This window comes from Saccharopolyspora rhizosphaerae, assembly GCF_003931915.1.
Taxonomy (GTDB): Bacteria; Actinomycetota; Actinomycetes; order Mycobacteriales; family Pseudonocardiaceae; genus Saccharopolyspora; species Saccharopolyspora rhizosphaerae.
Genome location: NZ_RSAA01000014.1, coordinates 335,028 through 349,091, shown reverse-complemented (window position 1 = coordinate 349,091; position 14,064 = coordinate 335,028). Strand labels below are relative to the sequence as shown.

The window sequence follows — 14,064 nt, the reverse complement described above, 5'->3', positions numbered from 1 at the left end:
ACAGCAGATCACATCGCGGAGGTTCGTGTTGCGTTTGGCTCGTGTGGCCCACTCCGAGGGGGTCTCTTTCGTGGCGTTGGAGCCGGATCCGGCTGCGCCGCGCGAGAAGATCGTCGCGGTCGAGATCGACCAGCACCCGTTCGGAACGCCCACCTACACCGGTCGCAAGTGGCCGATGGCCGATGTGCGGCTGCTCGCGCCGATCCTGCCCAGCAAGGTGATCTGCGTCGGCAAGAACTACGCCGACCACGCGCGCGAGATGGGCAGCGAGGCGCCGGAGAACCCGCTGATCTTCATGAAGCCCTCGACCGCGGTCATCGGTCCGAACGCGCCGATCAAGCTGCCGCCGAACTCCGAACAGGTGGACTTCGAGGGCGAGCTCGCCGCGATCATCGGCCAGCCCTGCAAGGACGTCCCGGAGGCGCGCGGCACCGACGTGCTGCTGGGCTACACCATCGCCAACGACGTCACCGCCCGCGACCAGCAGAAGGCCGACGGGCAGTGGACCCGCGCCAAGGGTTACGACACGTTCTGCCCGCTGGGTCCGTGGATCGACACCGAGCTCGACCCGTCGGACCTCGCGATCCGCACCGACCTGGACGGTGAGGTCAAGCAGGGGGGCCGCACCTCGCAGCTGGTGCACAGCATCGGCGGCCTGGTCTCGTGGGTGTCGCGGATCATGACCCTGCTGCCGGGCGACGTCATCCTCACCGGCACCCCGGCCGGTGTCGGCCCGATGGTCGACGGCCAGAAGGTCACCGTCTCCATCGACGGCCTCGGCGCCCTGACCAACCCGGTCCAGAACGCCTGAGCCACCGCGGAGCACCCACGTTCGGGTGGACCGTGCGCTGAAGGGGCAGTCCCGATCGGGACTGCCCCTTCAGCGTTCCGGGCTCACCGCAGCGCGGCCTTCGGCGGGCGTTCGCGGACGGCGCCGTAGGCGAGGAGGTACGGCGGGACCTTGCGCAGGAACGGCAGTCGCGAGACGAGGCGGACCGGCAGCGGCAACCGCGCCGTCCGGCCGAAGTCGATCTCGCCGCGGAGCGCGGGACCCACCACGTTGTCGTGCACGACGCGCTGCAGGCGCTGCAGCAGCACCGTCGTCGGCCAGCGCCGCCACTGCACTGCAGCGACGTGCCTGCGCCGCAACCGGCGCTGCTTGAGCGGCTCGGCCAGGTAGCGGGCCGCCGCGACGGCGTCCTGCACCGCGAGGTTGATGCCGATGCCGCCCACCGGGGACATCGCGTGCGCGGCGTCGCCGATGCACAGCAGGCCCGGGACGTGCCACTTGCGGAGCCGGTCCAGGGTCACGTGCAGCAGCTTGACCTCGTCCCAGCCGGTGACCAGCTCGCGCCCGCTCAGCCACGGGACCTGCTCGGTGAGCTCGGCGTTGAACTCCGAGATCGGCCGTTGCCGGTCCGCGGCGTCGGTGTCCTTGTGGATGATCGAGGCCATCTGGAAGTAGTCACCCCGGTCGATCTGGACCAGGAAGCTGCGGTCGCGGATCGATCCGACCGCCCCCACGGGGTCCCCGGGCTCGCGCGGCACCCGGAACCACCGCACGTCCATCGGGGTGGGGAAGTCGCGCAACCCCAGTTCCGGGAGGTCCCGCACGAACGACTTCCGCCCGTCGCAGGCCACCGTGAGGGTGGCGCGCAGCTCACCGGTCTCGCCGCCGGCCGTGCGGTACCGGACGCCCCGGACGAGACCGCCCTCCTGGATGAGCTCGGTGGCTTCGGTGTTCATGCGCAGCGTGAAGGTCGGCTCCGCCTTGCCCGCCTCGGCCAGCATGTCCAGGAAGTCCCACTGCGGGACCATGGCGATGTAGTTGTACTTGATCGGCAGCTGCGTGAAGTCGCCCATCGTGAACAGCTCGCCGTCCGGTCCCAGCGGCAGCTGCACCGTGTCCAGGCGGCGTTGCGGCAGCTCCGCGAACCGCTCCGCCAAGCCGAGGTCGTCGAGCAGTTGCAGAGTGGTGGGGTGCACCGTGTCCCCGCGGAAGTCGCGCAGGAAGTCGCCGTGCTTCTCCAGGACCGTGACCTCCACGCCCGCCCGGGCGAGCAGCAGTCCGAGCACCATGCCGGCGGGTCCGCCGCCGACGACGCAGCAGGTGGTGCGCTCCATCACGATCCCTCCACGGTCCTCAGGTGTTCCACGTGGGGTTTTCAACGAGTGTTGAATAACCTCAGCATGCACCTACCGAGTGCGGCCGTCAAGCGTCTGGCTACGCTGAATCCGTTATGAGCACGCCAGAAGCCAGTGACGCAGCCAAGGAAGAGGCAGGCCGGCCGGTCCGCGCCCGGTTCTGCCCGTCGCCGACCGGCATCCCGCACGTCGGCCTGATCCGCACCGCCCTCTACAACTGGGCGTTCGCCCGGCACAACAAGGGCCGGCTGGTGTTCCGCATCGAGGACACCGACTCCGCCCGGGACAGCGAGGAGTCCTACCAGGCGCTGCTCGACGCGCTGCGCTGGCTGGGGCTCGACTGGGACGAAGGCCCCGAGGTCGGCGGCGACTACGGCCCCTACCGGCAGAGCGAGCGGCGCGAGATCTACACCGACATCGGCCAGCGGCTGCTGGCCGCCGGTGAGCTCTACGAGTCCTTCTCCAGCCCGGAAGAGGTCGAAGCCCGCCACAAGGCCGCCGGGCGCGACCCCAAGCTCGGCTACGACAACTTCGACCGCGACCTCACCGAGGAGCAGCGCGAGGCCTTCCGGGCCGAAGGCCGCAAACCGGTGCTGCGGCTGAAGATGCCCGACCGCGACATCACCTTCACCGACCTGGTGCGCGGTGAGATCACCTTCCCGGCCGGGAGCGTCCCCGACCCGGTGCTGGTGCGCGGCAACGGCGATGCGCTCTACACGCTCACCAACCCGGTCGACGACGCGCTCATGCAGATCACCCACGTGCTGCGCGGTGAAGACCTGCTGTCGTCCACGCCGCGCCAGATCGCCCTCTACGAGGCGCTGCAGCGCATCGGCGTCACCGGCTTCACGCCCGAGTTCGGCCACCTGCCGTTCGTCATGGGCGAGGGCAACAAGAAGCTGTCCAAGCGGGACCCGAAGTCCGACCTGTTCCACCACCGCGACCGCGGCTTCCTGCCCGAAGGCCTGCTCAACTACCTGGCGCTGCTGGGCTGGTCGATCGCCGAGGACCGCGACGTGTTCACCCTCGACGAGATGGTCGAAGCCTTCGAGATCTCGCGGGTCAGCTCCAACCCGGCCCGGTTCGACCAGAAGAAGGCCGACGCCATCAACGCCGCGCACCTGCGGGCGCTGGCGCCCGACGACTTCGTCGAGCGCATCGTGCCCTACCTCGTCCGCGGCGGTGTGCTGCCCGAGCAGCCCGGCGAACCGCAGCTGGAAACCGTGCGCGCCGCGTCGCCGCTGGTGCAGGAACGGCTGGTCGTGCTCTCCGACGCCGTCGGCATGATGGGCTTCCTGTTCGCCGGCGACGACTTCCAGCCCGAGGAGGACTCCGCCCAGAAGGCCCTCGGCGAAGACGCGAAGCCCGTCCTGCAGGCCGCCATCGCCTCGCTCGAGGCGCTCGAGGAGTGGACCGCCGCCGCCATCGAGGAGGCCCTCAAGGTCTCCGTCGTGGACGGCCTGGGCATCAAGCCCCGCAAGGCCTTCGCCCCGGTCCGCGTGGCCGTCACCGGCCGCACCGTGTCGCCGCCGCTGTACGAGTCGATGGAACTCCTCGGCCGCGACGTCTCGCTGGCCCGGCTGCGCAAGGCCCTCGGCTGAGCGGACCCGCACCCGCCGCCGCGGTGCTCACCCCGAGCGCCGCGGCGGCGGGTGCGTCACCTGCGAGAACCGTGCCGCGCCCGTTCGAGCCCAACTTCTAGGACGGAACGGGGGCGTGATCTGGTTGCGCAGTGTTCCCGCCCCCACAGCAGACTTCACTAGGTTGGCAGAGTCGGACGCGGTCGGTGAACGCCTAGCCTCTCGGGGTGACATCCGCGGCTGACGATTCGAATCCCTGCAATCCCGCGCCGATCAAGGCCGTCTGCCTCGACATCGACGACACCTTGCTCGACAGCCAGAGCGCGGCACGCAGCTCCCTCAAGGAACTCCTCGGCACTGACCGGGCGTGGCCCGTGTGGCAACGCACCACCGACCGGTACTACGCGCGATTCGTCTCCGGACAGCTGCCCTTCGACGTCATGTGCGTCGAACGCACCCGCGCCTTCTTCGCCGCCTTCGGCGAGAACATCGACCACGCCGAAGCCCGGCGCCGCGAAGAACGGCGGATGGCCGCCATGCAGCGCGCCTGGTGCCTCTTCGACGACGTCGCCGCCAGCCTCGACTGGATGTGCGCCAGCGGCCTGCGCCTCGCCGCCGTCACCAACGCGCCCGGCGACTACCAGCGCACCAAGCTCGCCGCCGTCGGCCTCGCCGACACCTTCGACGCCGTCGTGATCTCCGGCGAGATCGGCGTCGCCAAGCCCGACCCGCGGATCTTCCACACCGCCTGCGACCACCTCGGCCTCCAGCCCCACGAAGTCGCCCACGTCGGCGACCGGCTCACCACCGACGCCCAAGGCGCCACCCGGGCAGGGCTGCGGGGAATCTGGCTCAACCGCGATCAGGTCCCGGCCCCGCGCGACTCCGCCGACGACCGCGTCCCGACCATCACCGGGCTCGCCGAACTCCCCGAACTGCTCGTCACCGAGATCGCCGCGCCGCACTTCGCCGACCTCGTCGGTCAGGCCCGCTGAACAGCCCGCCACCTGCGAGAACGCCAGAAGAGGGGGGTGGTGGAAACCCCCCTCCGGCGGTGGGCTAATATATTCACCAACGCGGCGGACAGCGGCCCGGAAGCCGAGACTCCCCAGGGAGATCGGAATTCGGGACAACTGGCCGTCGATCACAATGGGGTATGGTGTAATCGGCAGCACGACTGATTCTGGTTCAGTTAGTCTAGGTTCGAGTCCTGGTACCCCAGCGAGCAGATCGCTCCGGTGATCTCTCAACGCGGTCCCGTCGTCTAGCGGCCTAGGACGCCGCCCTCTCAAGGCGGTAGCGCGGGTTCAAATCCCGTCGGGACTACAGAGGTGGGAGGCGTGTGCCTGCGGAATGCGCAGGCCGCGCCTCCTTCGTCATTGTGTTGGGGGGTCGAACCCCCCATGCCCCCCACGGTGCGGTGGTCGCATTGGGGAGGGCTCCTCGCTTCTCTTCTCCTTCCTGGCCTGGTTTCCGACCAGCATCCCTTGATCTGCATCTCTTGCGGTTGCCGGGCTTCTTCCGTCCGCCTGCGCTTCGCTTGGCTCCTTGTGGGGTGGCCGCTTGCGCTTCGCTTGGCTTTCTTGGCTCTTTGCGGGCCGTCCGCCTGCGCTTCGCTTGGCTCTTTGTGGGGGTGGCCGCCTGCGCTTCGCTTGGCTCTTTGTGGGGGTGGCCGCCTACGCTTCGCTTGGCTTGTGGGGATGGCCGCCTGGGCTTCGGTTGGCTCTCTGTGGGGGTGGCCGCTTGCGCTTCGGTTGGCTTGTTGGGGTGTTCGCCTTGGCTTTGCTTGGGTTGTTGTGGGTGGGCTTGGCCTTGGCTTTGGTTGGGGGTCTTGGGTTCTTGTCTGCGCTTCGGTTGGGTTGGTTTTGGTGAGGAGTGTGTTCTTCCCTTTCCCGCCTTCCCTTTTGTCCTCGTGTGGTGTTCGTCTCCTTTTCTTCTTCTTCGCTCTTGGGTGGGGTGCTCGGCTTGCTCTTGTTGCTGTTCTGGCTGGTTGGGGGGGGGGTGGTTGGTCCCGGGTTCGGGTTGTGGGTGGGGGGTTTTCGGGGGGGGGGGGGGGGTGTTGTATCGTTGTCCCCGTTGCGCGGTCCCGTCGTCTAGCGGCCTAGGACGCCGCCCTCTCAAGGCGGTAGCGCGGGTTCAAATCCCGTCGGGACTACAACAAGGCGAAGGGCCCCGGATCAGTCCGGGGCCCTTCGCCGTTCTTGGCCGCGATACCGCTCGCTCGCGCCTCAGAGCCTGTTCTGCAGGCCTTCCGCTGCTGCCAGCAGGTCGGCCGCCCACCTGGCGCCCGGCCTCCTGCCCATCCTGTCGATGGGGCCCGAAACCGATATGGCCGCCACGACCTGGCCCTGGGTGTCGCGCACCGGAGCCGAGACGCTCGCCACGCCCGCTTCCCGCTCCGCGACGCTCTGCGCCCAGCCCCGCCGGCGCACCTCCAACAACGTCCGCTCGCCGAAGACCGCCTCCGCCAGCACCGCGCGCTGCGTCGCCGGGTCCGCCCACGCGGCCAGCACCTTCGCGCCCGAACCCGCCGTCATCGACAACGCCGTGCCCACCGGCACCGTGTCCCGCAGACCGCTCGGCGGCTCCGCCGTCGCTATGCACAACCGCTGCATGCCGTCCCGGCGGTAGAGCTGGACGCTCTCACCCGTGACATCCCGTAGTTTGGGCAGCACGGTGGACGCCGCTTCCAGCAGCGGATCCACCGCGCCGCCGGCCAGCTCGGCCAAGGCCGTGCCAGGCCGCCACCGGCCGTCCGATCCGCGGCGCAACAGGCGGTGCGTCTCCAGGCCCACCGCCAACCGGTGCGCAGTCGCCCGGGGCAACCCCGTGCGGCCGCACAGTTCCGCCAGGCCGCACGGCTCCTGAGCCACCGCCTGCAGAACGGCCACTGCCTTGTCCAACACTCCGATGCCGCTATGCTGTCCCACGTACCGATACTAACTTCCCGGAATCTGGGAAGTCCACTGTGTGGGAGAGGCCCCTCCCCGGGTCTCGGCGCGCTCGACTGGGAGCAGTGATGGGAAAAACGCTCGCGGAGAAGGTGTGGGACGCGCACATCGTGCGCCAAGGTGAAGGGCACGAGCCCGACCTGCTCTACATCGATCTCCACCTGGTGCACGAAGTCACCAGCCCGCAGGCCTTCGAAGGGCTCCGGCTGGCCGGCCGCGAAGTGCGGCGCCCCGACCTGACGATCGCCACCGAAGACCACAACGTCCCCACCGTCGGCCTCGACCTGCCGATCGCCGACCCGGTGTCGCGGACCCAGGTCGAAACCTTGCGCAAGAACTGCGAGGAGTTCGGCATCCGGCTGCACCCCATGGGCGACGCCGAGCAGGGCATCGTGCACGTCGTCGGCCCGCAGCTGGGCCTGACGCAGCCCGGCACCACGGTCGTCTGCGGGGACAGCCACACCTCCACGCACGGCGCGTTCGGGGCGCTGGCCTTCGGCATCGGCACCTCCGAGGTGGAGCACGTGCTGGCCACCCAGACGCTGCCGCTGCGGCCGTTCAAGACGATGGCCGTCAACATCGAGGGCGCGCTGCGCCCCGGCGTGACGAGCAAGGACATCATCCTCGCCGTCATCGCCAAGATCGGCACCGGTGGTGGGCAGGGTTACGTGCTGGAGTACCGCGGCGAGGCCGTCCAGCAGCTGTCGATGGAAGCCCGCATGACCATCTGCAACATGTCGATCGAGGCGGGCGCTCGCGCGGGCATGATCGCGCCCGACGACACGACTTTCGAGTACTTGAAGGGTCGTCCGCACGCGCCCCAGGGCGACGAGTGGGACGCGGCCGTCGAGCACTGGAAGACGCTGCGCACCGACGACGACGCGACCTTCGACGCGGAAGTCACGGTCAACGCCGACGAACTCAGCCCGTTCGTCACCTGGGGCACCAACCCCGGCCAGGGCCTGCCGCTGGGCGAGAAGGTGCCCGACCCGGAGGCGATCGTCGACGAGGGTGAGCGCTACGCCGCCGAGAAGGCGCTGGCCTACATGGGCTTGACCCCGGGCATGCCGCTGCGCGAGATCGACGTCGACACGGTCTTCCTGGGCTCCTGCACCAACGGCCGGCTCGAGGACCTGCGGGCCGCCGCGGAGGTCATCAAGGGGCGCAAGGTCGCCGCCGACACCAGGATGCTCGTGGTCCCCGGCTCGATGAAGGTCCGGCTGCAGGCCGAGAGCGAAGGGCTCCACGAGGTTTTCACCTCCGCCGGAGCGGAATGGCGTTCGGCCGGTTGTTCGATGTGCCTGGGCATGAACCCGGACCAGCTGACCCCGGGTGAGCGCAGCGCCTCGACCTCCAACCGCAACTTCGAGGGCAGGCAGGGCAAGGGCGGGCGCACCCACCTCGTCTCGCCGCTGGTGGCCGCTGCGACCGCCGTGCGCGGAAAGCTGTCCTCCCCCGAAGATCTCGACTGAGCAACCTCCCACCCACCAGGAGCAGCAACGATGGAACCGTTCAAGACGCACACCGGGATCGGCGTCCCGCTGCGCCGGTCCAACGTGGACACCGACCAGATCATCCCCGCGGTCTACCTCAAGCGGGTCTCCCGCACCGGCTTCGAGGACGCGCTGTTCGCCGCCTGGCGCGGCGACGAGGACTTCATCCTCAATCAGGAACCCTTCACGTCCGGGAGCGTGCTGGTGGCCGGACCCGACTTCGGCACCGGCTCCTCCCGCGAGCACGCGGTGTGGGCGCTCAACGACTACGGCTTCCGGGTGGTCATCTCGAGCCGCTTCGCCGACATCTTCCGGGGCAACGCGGGCAAGCAGGGCCTGCTGGCCGCCCAGTGCGAGCAGTCCGATGTGGAACTCCTCTGGAAGCTGCTGGAGAACGAGCCGGGCACCGCGGTGACGGTCGATCTCGAGGAACTCACCGTGCAGGCCAAGGACCTCACCGTGCCCTTCAGCATCGACGACTACACCCGCTGGCGGCTGCTGGAAGGGCTCGACGACATCGGTTTGACGCTTCGCCACGCCGAGACGATCGACACTTTTGAGCGTGGGCGCCAGAGTTTCAAGCCCACCACGCTGCCCGCCCGCGAGGGCTGAGGAGCACCCCCGAGGCGGACGGGTTTTTCCCACCACGACGGGAAAAACCCGTTCCGGCCGGGACAACTGAACAGTCGCTCCGCGCGCTGCAGGGACCCCGTTGCCCGGACTCGAATGCCCGCGTCCCAAGGAAAAAATGGGGCGTGGCGAATGGCATTTGTAGTTCCGGGGCTTTACCGTTGACATTGAGTCGGCCCAACGGGGCCGTTGTTGTGTCCTGGGAGGGACTGAAGTGAACAAGGCCCAACTGATCGAGGCTCTGGCAGAACGCCTCGGAGACAAGAAGACCGCCAGCCAGGCCGTTGAAGACGTCGTCGACATCATCGTTCGCAACGTGAACAAAGGCGAGAAGGTCAACATCACCGGTTTTGGCGTTTTCGAGAAGCGCGCTCGCGCGGCGCGCGTCGCCCGGAACCCGCGCACCGGTGAGAGCGTGAAGGTCAAGAAGACCAACGTTCCCGCGTTCCGCGCCGGCACCCAGTTCAAGGAAGTCGTGGGCGGCCAGCGGAAGCTCCCGCGCGCGACGACCTCCGGCAAGGCGGCCACCACGCGCGGCGTGACCACGCGCACCGCCTCCGCGAGCAAGACCACGACCGCTCGCAAGGCCAGCACGACGCGGGCCGCGGCGACCAAGAGCACCGGCCGGACCACGGCCAAGGCGTCCACCGCCAAGGCCTCGACCGCCAAGTCCACCAAGGCGAGCACCACCAAGGCGGCTCCGAAGCGGTCCACGTCCAAGGCGAGCACGACCAAGTCGACGCCGGCGAAGGCTTCGACCACCAAGCGGAGCACCAGCACCGCCAAGGCCACGACCAAGTCGTCGCCGAAGTCGACCGCCAAGACGACGCGCCCGGCCGCCAAGAAGGCCACGACGACGCGCAAGTCCACCAAGAAGTGATCGCTCGCCTCGACTGCGAGCTCCAGTGGACCGAGCGGGCGGCGGACTAGCCCCTTCCGGGGGCGTGCCGCCGCCCGCTCAAAGCACCTGCGGAGCGCGAGAACCCGCCGCACCCACGCGCGGCGGGCCGCTCCCGTTCTCGGCCGCGGAAGCCCGCCCCTCGGTTGTGAGCGCTCAGAAGCCCGCAGAGCGCAGGAATCCGGGTTGCCGGGCCCGTCCGGCGGGCACGCCCGCCGAAGAGCTGTGCGGCGGGATCAGCGCCGGCAAGGGCGCTTCCGGGCTCAGGGCAGCGGGTCGGCGAGGTAGTGGGCGGCCGTGAGGCTCAAGGCGGGCGACCGCCCGTCGACCGCGGGTTCGCCCGGGCGGAACGCCAAGGTCCACACGCTGCCCTTGCGCGAGGCCACCTCGCCCAGGTCGAGCCCGGCCGAACCGGCCAGCCGCCGCACCAGGTCCGGGATGACGCCGCCCTGGCTGCACACCACGCTCGTGCCGCCCTCGGCCGCCACCTCCAGCAGGGCCCGCACGCCCGCGGCCGGGTCGGCGGAGTAGACCTCTTCGGAGAACAGCGGTTCGCTCACGACGTCGATCCCGGCGTCGGCGGCCACCGGGGCCACGGTTTGTTCGCAGCGCACGCGCGGCGCGGAATAGACCCGGGAAGGCGCGAACAACGGCAACAGGGAATGCAACGCGTCCCGTTGTTCGCGCCCCGCGGGGCTCAGCGGCCGGAGAGCGTCATCCCCGGACCATTCGGACCGCTTGCCCGCTTTTGCGTGCCGAACCAGCAATACCGTCGCCGTTTCCGAGCGGGACTCCTCGAATGCGTCGAGCACGCGCGCGTCGTGCGGATAGCTCAACTCCGCTCGCGCCTCCTTCAGCGGGAGCCAGCGCAGTTCGTCCACTTCGTCGTTGGGCGTGAACCGGCCGCCGGACAGGCGCGCGGAGAAGTAGTCCACGACCTTCGGCGCCGATCCGCCCGCACGCGCCGGCACCGAGTAGCTCACGCGCGTGAGAGGACGGGTCAGCGTCGCCGTGAACCCCGTTTCCTCGGTGACCTCGCGGGCGGCGGCGTGCGCGGGGAGTTCGCCCGGGTCCAGCTTGCCCTTGGGCAGCGACCAATCGCCGTAGCGCGGCCGGTGCACCAGCACCACCTCGGGGTCCTGCGCGCTCGGGCGCCACAGCACCGCGCCCGCCGCGCGCACCAGGGGGGCCGGAACCTCCACCGCCTCGGCAACCGGGATGTCTTCGGTCACGCTCTTCTTCCTCAACAAGCCTGTTGTGAACGGTTTACCTAGGAGACCTTCGCGCCGTGGCCGGACAGCATCTCGGTCTGGTGGTCACGGACCTGTTCACCGCTGCGCGGGGAGGCTTCCCAGTCTCCCTTGGAGTTGAGCACCCAGCAGCGCGTCGACGGGTGCAGCGCGGAGTCGAGCAACGCGTCGAGCTGGGCGGTCAACTTCGGGTCCGTCACGCGGACCTGCGTTTCGATGCGGCGGTCCAGGTTGCGGTGCATCATGTCAGCGCTGCCGATCCAGTGCTCGTCGATGCCGACGAAGTGGAAGACCCGGGAGTGCTCCAGGAACCTGCCCAGGATCGACCGCACCTCGACGTTCTCGCTGAGGCCTTCGACCCCGGCCTTGAGCGAGCAGATGCCGCGCACCACGACCTCCACCGGCACCCCGGCCAGCGACGCCCGGTACAGCGAGTCGATGATCTGCTCGTCGACCAGCGAGTTCACCTTCATCCGCACACCGCAGCTCTTGCCCTCGCGGGCGCGCTCGATCTCGGCCTCCACCCGTTCCACGATCCCCGTGCGGATGCCGTGCGGGGACACCAGGATCCGGCGGTAGTCGCCGTGCCGGGCGTAGCCGGTGAGCACGTTGAACAGGTCGGTGAGGTCGGCGCCGATCTCCGGCGAGGCCGTCAGCAGCCCCAGGTCCTCGTAGATGCGGGCGGTCTTGGGGTTGTAGTTGCCGGTGCCCAGGTGGCAGTAGCGGCGGATCGTCGAACCCTCCTGGCGCACCACGAGCGCGGTCTTGCAGTGCGTCTTGAGCCCCACCAGGCCGTAGACGACGTGCACGCCCGAACGTTCCAGCGTGCGCGCCCACTGGATGTTGGCCTGCTCGTCGAAGCGCGCCTTGAGCTCGACCAGCGCCACGACCTGCTTGCCCGCCTCGGCGGCGTCGATGAGCGCGTTGACGATCGGCGAGTCGCCCGAGGTGCGGTACAGGGTCTGCTTGATGGCCAGCACGTGCGGGTCGGCGGCGGCCTGCTCGATGAACCGCTGCACCGAGGTGGAGAACGAGTCGTAGGGGTGGTGCACCAGCACGTCGCCCTCGCGCAGCGTGGAGAAGATGCTCTTGGGCGTCTGACCCTCGGCGAAGGCCGGGTGCGTGGCGGGCACGAACGGCGCGTTCTTCAGGTCGGGGCGCTGCAGCTTGTCGAGCTGGAACAGGCAGGACAGGTCCAGCAGACCCTTGACCTCCACCACGTCGTGCTGGTCGACCTCCAGCTCACGCAACAGGAGCTCGAGCATGTTCTCGCTCATCGTGTCGGTGACTTCCAGGCGCACCGGCGGGCCGAAGCGGCGGCGCGCGAGCTCGCGCTCCATGGCCTGCAGCAGGTCCTCGTCGCGGTCCTCCTCGACCTCCAGGTCGGCGTTGCGGGTGACGCGGAAGATGTGGTGCTCGGAAACCCGCATCCCGGGGAACAACTTGCTCAGGTGCGCGGCGATGAGCTCCTCGAGCGGCAGGAAGGTGGCGAGCTCGGTCTCGCGGTCGGCCTCCACCCGGATCAGCCGCGGCACGTTGTCGGGGACCTTCACGCGGGCGAAGCGGCGCATCCCGGCGTCCGGGTCGGTCACCGTCACCGCGAGGTTCAGCGAAAGCCCCGAGATGTAGGGGAACGGGTGCGCGGGGTCCACCGCGAGCGGGGTGAGGACCGGGAAGATGTGGTCCTCGAAGTACCGGGTGAGCTTGTTCTGGTCCTCGACACCCAGTTCGTCCCACTCGAGGATGCGGATGCCGTGGGCCTCGAGCTCCGGCTGCAGCTCGTCGACGAAGACCCGGCCGAGCTTCTCCATCAGGTCTTGGTTGCGCGCGGCTATGCGCACAAGCTGCTCGTGCGGGGTGAGCCCGTCGGCGCTGCGCACCGACAGCCCGGTCTCCTCGCGGCGCTTCAGCCCGGCGACGCGCACCATGTAGAACTCGTCCAGGTTGGAGGCGAAGATCGCCATGAACTTCGCCCGCTCCAGCACCGGCTGCGACGGGTCTTCGGCGAAGGCGAGCACGCGCGCGTTGAAATCCAGCCAGGAGAGCTCCCGGTTGAGGTACCGGTCGTCCGGCAGGTCCGTGGTGGCCGCCGCCCTGGTCACCGCGGGCGGGGCGGACGGCACGCGCGCACCGCTGTTCACCGCCGGCAGCGCCTCGGGCACCTTGGTGCCGGAGGCGCCACCACGAGCAGGACGCGACGTGCTGTTCGCGGCCGTGCCGGAGGACGAGGTGCGCTGGGCGGGCCGCTCCGGCGACCCGTCGCTGCTGTTGGTGCTCACCGCGCCATTGTCACCCAACCAGCCGTCCCCGATCGACCGCTGCCGAGGTCCGCCTGATGTTCGCCTGGGCACAGGCGCACCACGCGTGACGCGCGCGAGCGGCTCACCCGCCGGACCGGAAGAGCCGCGCGGCGGTGCGGGGGCCGAGCCCCACGACCTCCGCCGCGGTGAGGTCCGCTTCGGTGTCGACGTCGCGGCGCAGCGACTCCCACGGGCCGAGCAGGCTTTTCGCACCGGACTCGAAGTGGGCCTCGGCCGAACCCGGGCCGAACCGCGGGTCCAGCGGTTGGTCCGGTTCACCCAGCAGCAGCGTCGTACCGTCGCCGCCCAGGTCGGGGCAGAACGAGCGATCGGTTCCCGCCGCGCGCAGCGCCCACCCGAGCTCTCCCGGTCGCAGCGCCGGCAGGTCCGCCTGCAGAGCACCCACGCGGAAGGCTCCCCGGGCGCGCAGCACCTCGTCGCCGTGCCGCAAGGCGGCGTTGAGCCCGTCGCCGGGGTCGTCGGGCACGACTTCGACGCCGAGGCCGGTGAATGCCTCGGTGAGCGCGCGGTCGGAGGAGACGACCACGACCTCCACCACACCGCGGGCGCGGCGGGCGGCGGCGACGGTGTCCAGCGCCATCGCGGTGACCAGCTCGACGTGCCCGGCCGAGCCGCGCCCGGCCAGCAGCCGGGATTTGGCCCGGGCCAGGGGCTTGAGCGGTACCAGCAGGTGCACCCCGGTGGTACCGGGCGTGTTGTCGGAGGTCACGGGTCCATCTTGCGTCAACGTCCGCCGATGCGGTGGTGGGCTTCCGAACTGCAGCCTGGTTGACGTGGCTGGGTCCGGGGACGGGTA

At 69.7% G+C, this 14,064-nt stretch carries 11 protein-coding genes and 3 tRNA genes; 9 read left to right on the top strand and 5 right to left on the bottom strand.

Annotated elements, in window-relative coordinates:
• The first annotated feature begins 28 nt into the window (after positions 1 to 28).
• Positions 29 to 811 (top strand): fumarylacetoacetate hydrolase family protein, encoded by a 783-nt coding sequence (locus EIL87_RS14695; RefSeq protein WP_125091070.1) that lies wholly within the window; start codon positions 29 to 31, stop codon positions 809 to 811.
• Positions 812 to 894: 83 nt separating this feature from the next.
• Here the strand turns inward: EIL87_RS14695 and EIL87_RS14690 are convergent, their stop codons facing one another.
• The gene (locus EIL87_RS14690) at positions 895 to 2,124 is read right to left on the bottom strand and encodes an FAD-dependent oxidoreductase (protein ID WP_125091141.1); all 1,230 of its coding nucleotides are present in this window, start codon (positions 2,122 to 2,124) and stop codon (positions 895 to 897) included.
• Positions 2,125 to 2,240: 116 nt separating this feature from the next.
• On the opposite strand from EIL87_RS14690, the gene gltX reads away from it, so the two are divergent.
• The 5 genes from gltX (at position 2,241) to EIL87_RS14665 (ending at position 5,880) form a co-directional block, all read left to right on the top strand.
• Complete coding sequence (gene gltX, locus EIL87_RS14685) at positions 2,241 to 3,746, top strand: glutamate--tRNA ligase (RefSeq protein WP_125091069.1); 1,506 nt, start codon at positions 2,241 to 2,243, stop codon at positions 3,744 to 3,746.
• Between the two features lie 206 nt (positions 3,747 to 3,952).
• Positions 3,953 to 4,720, top strand: a complete 768-nt coding sequence (locus EIL87_RS14680; protein WP_199740415.1) for an HAD family hydrolase — start codon at positions 3,953 to 3,955, stop codon at positions 4,718 to 4,720.
• Between the two features lie 155 nt (positions 4,721 to 4,875).
• Positions 4,876 to 4,947 (top strand) — tRNA-Gln (locus tag EIL87_RS14675).
• A 31-nt stretch (positions 4,948 to 4,978) separates the two neighbouring features.
• Positions 4,979 to 5,051: transfer RNA gene (locus tag EIL87_RS14670), tRNA-Glu, on the top strand.
• Between the two features lie 756 nt (positions 5,052 to 5,807).
• Positions 5,808 to 5,880: transfer RNA gene (locus EIL87_RS14665), tRNA-Glu, on the top strand.
• Between the two features lie 73 nt (positions 5,881 to 5,953).
• On the opposite strand, the gene EIL87_RS14660 is transcribed toward EIL87_RS14665, so the two are convergent.
• Positions 5,954 to 6,655 carry an IclR family transcriptional regulator gene (locus EIL87_RS14660; protein ID WP_199740414.1) on the bottom strand — a complete coding sequence of 234 codons (702 nt, stop codon included), beginning with the start codon at positions 6,653 to 6,655 and terminating at the stop codon, positions 5,954 to 5,956.
• 89 nt (positions 6,656 to 6,744) lie between these two features.
• On the opposite strand from EIL87_RS14660, the gene leuC reads away from it, so the two are divergent.
• The 3 genes from leuC (at position 6,745) to EIL87_RS14645 (ending at position 9,679) form a co-directional block, all read left to right on the top strand.
• Positions 6,745 to 8,148 (top strand): 3-isopropylmalate dehydratase large subunit, encoded by a 1,404-nt coding sequence (gene leuC, locus EIL87_RS14655; protein WP_125091068.1) that lies wholly within the window; start codon positions 6,745 to 6,747, stop codon positions 8,146 to 8,148.
• Positions 8,149 to 8,178: 30 nt separating this feature from the next.
• Positions 8,179 to 8,781: a 3-isopropylmalate dehydratase small subunit gene (gene leuD, locus EIL87_RS14650; protein ID WP_125091067.1), complete on the top strand. Its 603-nt coding sequence runs from the start codon at positions 8,179 to 8,181 to the stop codon at positions 8,779 to 8,781.
• Between the two features lie 232 nt (positions 8,782 to 9,013).
• The gene (locus EIL87_RS14645; RefSeq protein ID WP_125091066.1) at positions 9,014 to 9,679 is read left to right on the top strand and encodes an HU family DNA-binding protein; all 666 of its coding nucleotides are present in this window, start codon (positions 9,014 to 9,016) and stop codon (positions 9,677 to 9,679) included.
• A gap of 281 nt (positions 9,680 to 9,960) precedes the next feature.
• On the opposite strand, the gene EIL87_RS14640 is transcribed toward EIL87_RS14645, so the two are convergent.
• The 3 genes from EIL87_RS14640 to cofC all read right to left on the bottom strand — a co-directional run bounded on the left by EIL87_RS14640 (position 9,961) and on the right by cofC (position 13,977).
• A complete protein-coding gene (locus EIL87_RS14640) occupies positions 9,961 to 10,929 on the bottom strand; it encodes an NUDIX hydrolase (protein WP_233576250.1) in 969 nt (322 codons plus the stop codon).
• 38 nt (positions 10,930 to 10,967) lie between these two features.
• A complete protein-coding gene (locus EIL87_RS14635; protein ID WP_407690541.1) occupies positions 10,968 to 13,109 on the bottom strand; it encodes an RNA degradosome polyphosphate kinase in 2,142 nt (713 codons plus the stop codon).
• 220 nt (positions 13,110 to 13,329) lie between these two features.
• Positions 13,330 to 13,977: a 2-phospho-L-lactate guanylyltransferase gene (gene cofC, locus EIL87_RS14630; RefSeq protein WP_233576248.1), complete on the bottom strand. Its 648-nt coding sequence runs from the start codon at positions 13,975 to 13,977 to the stop codon at positions 13,330 to 13,332.
• Positions 13,978 to 14,064: the final 87 nt, after the last annotated feature.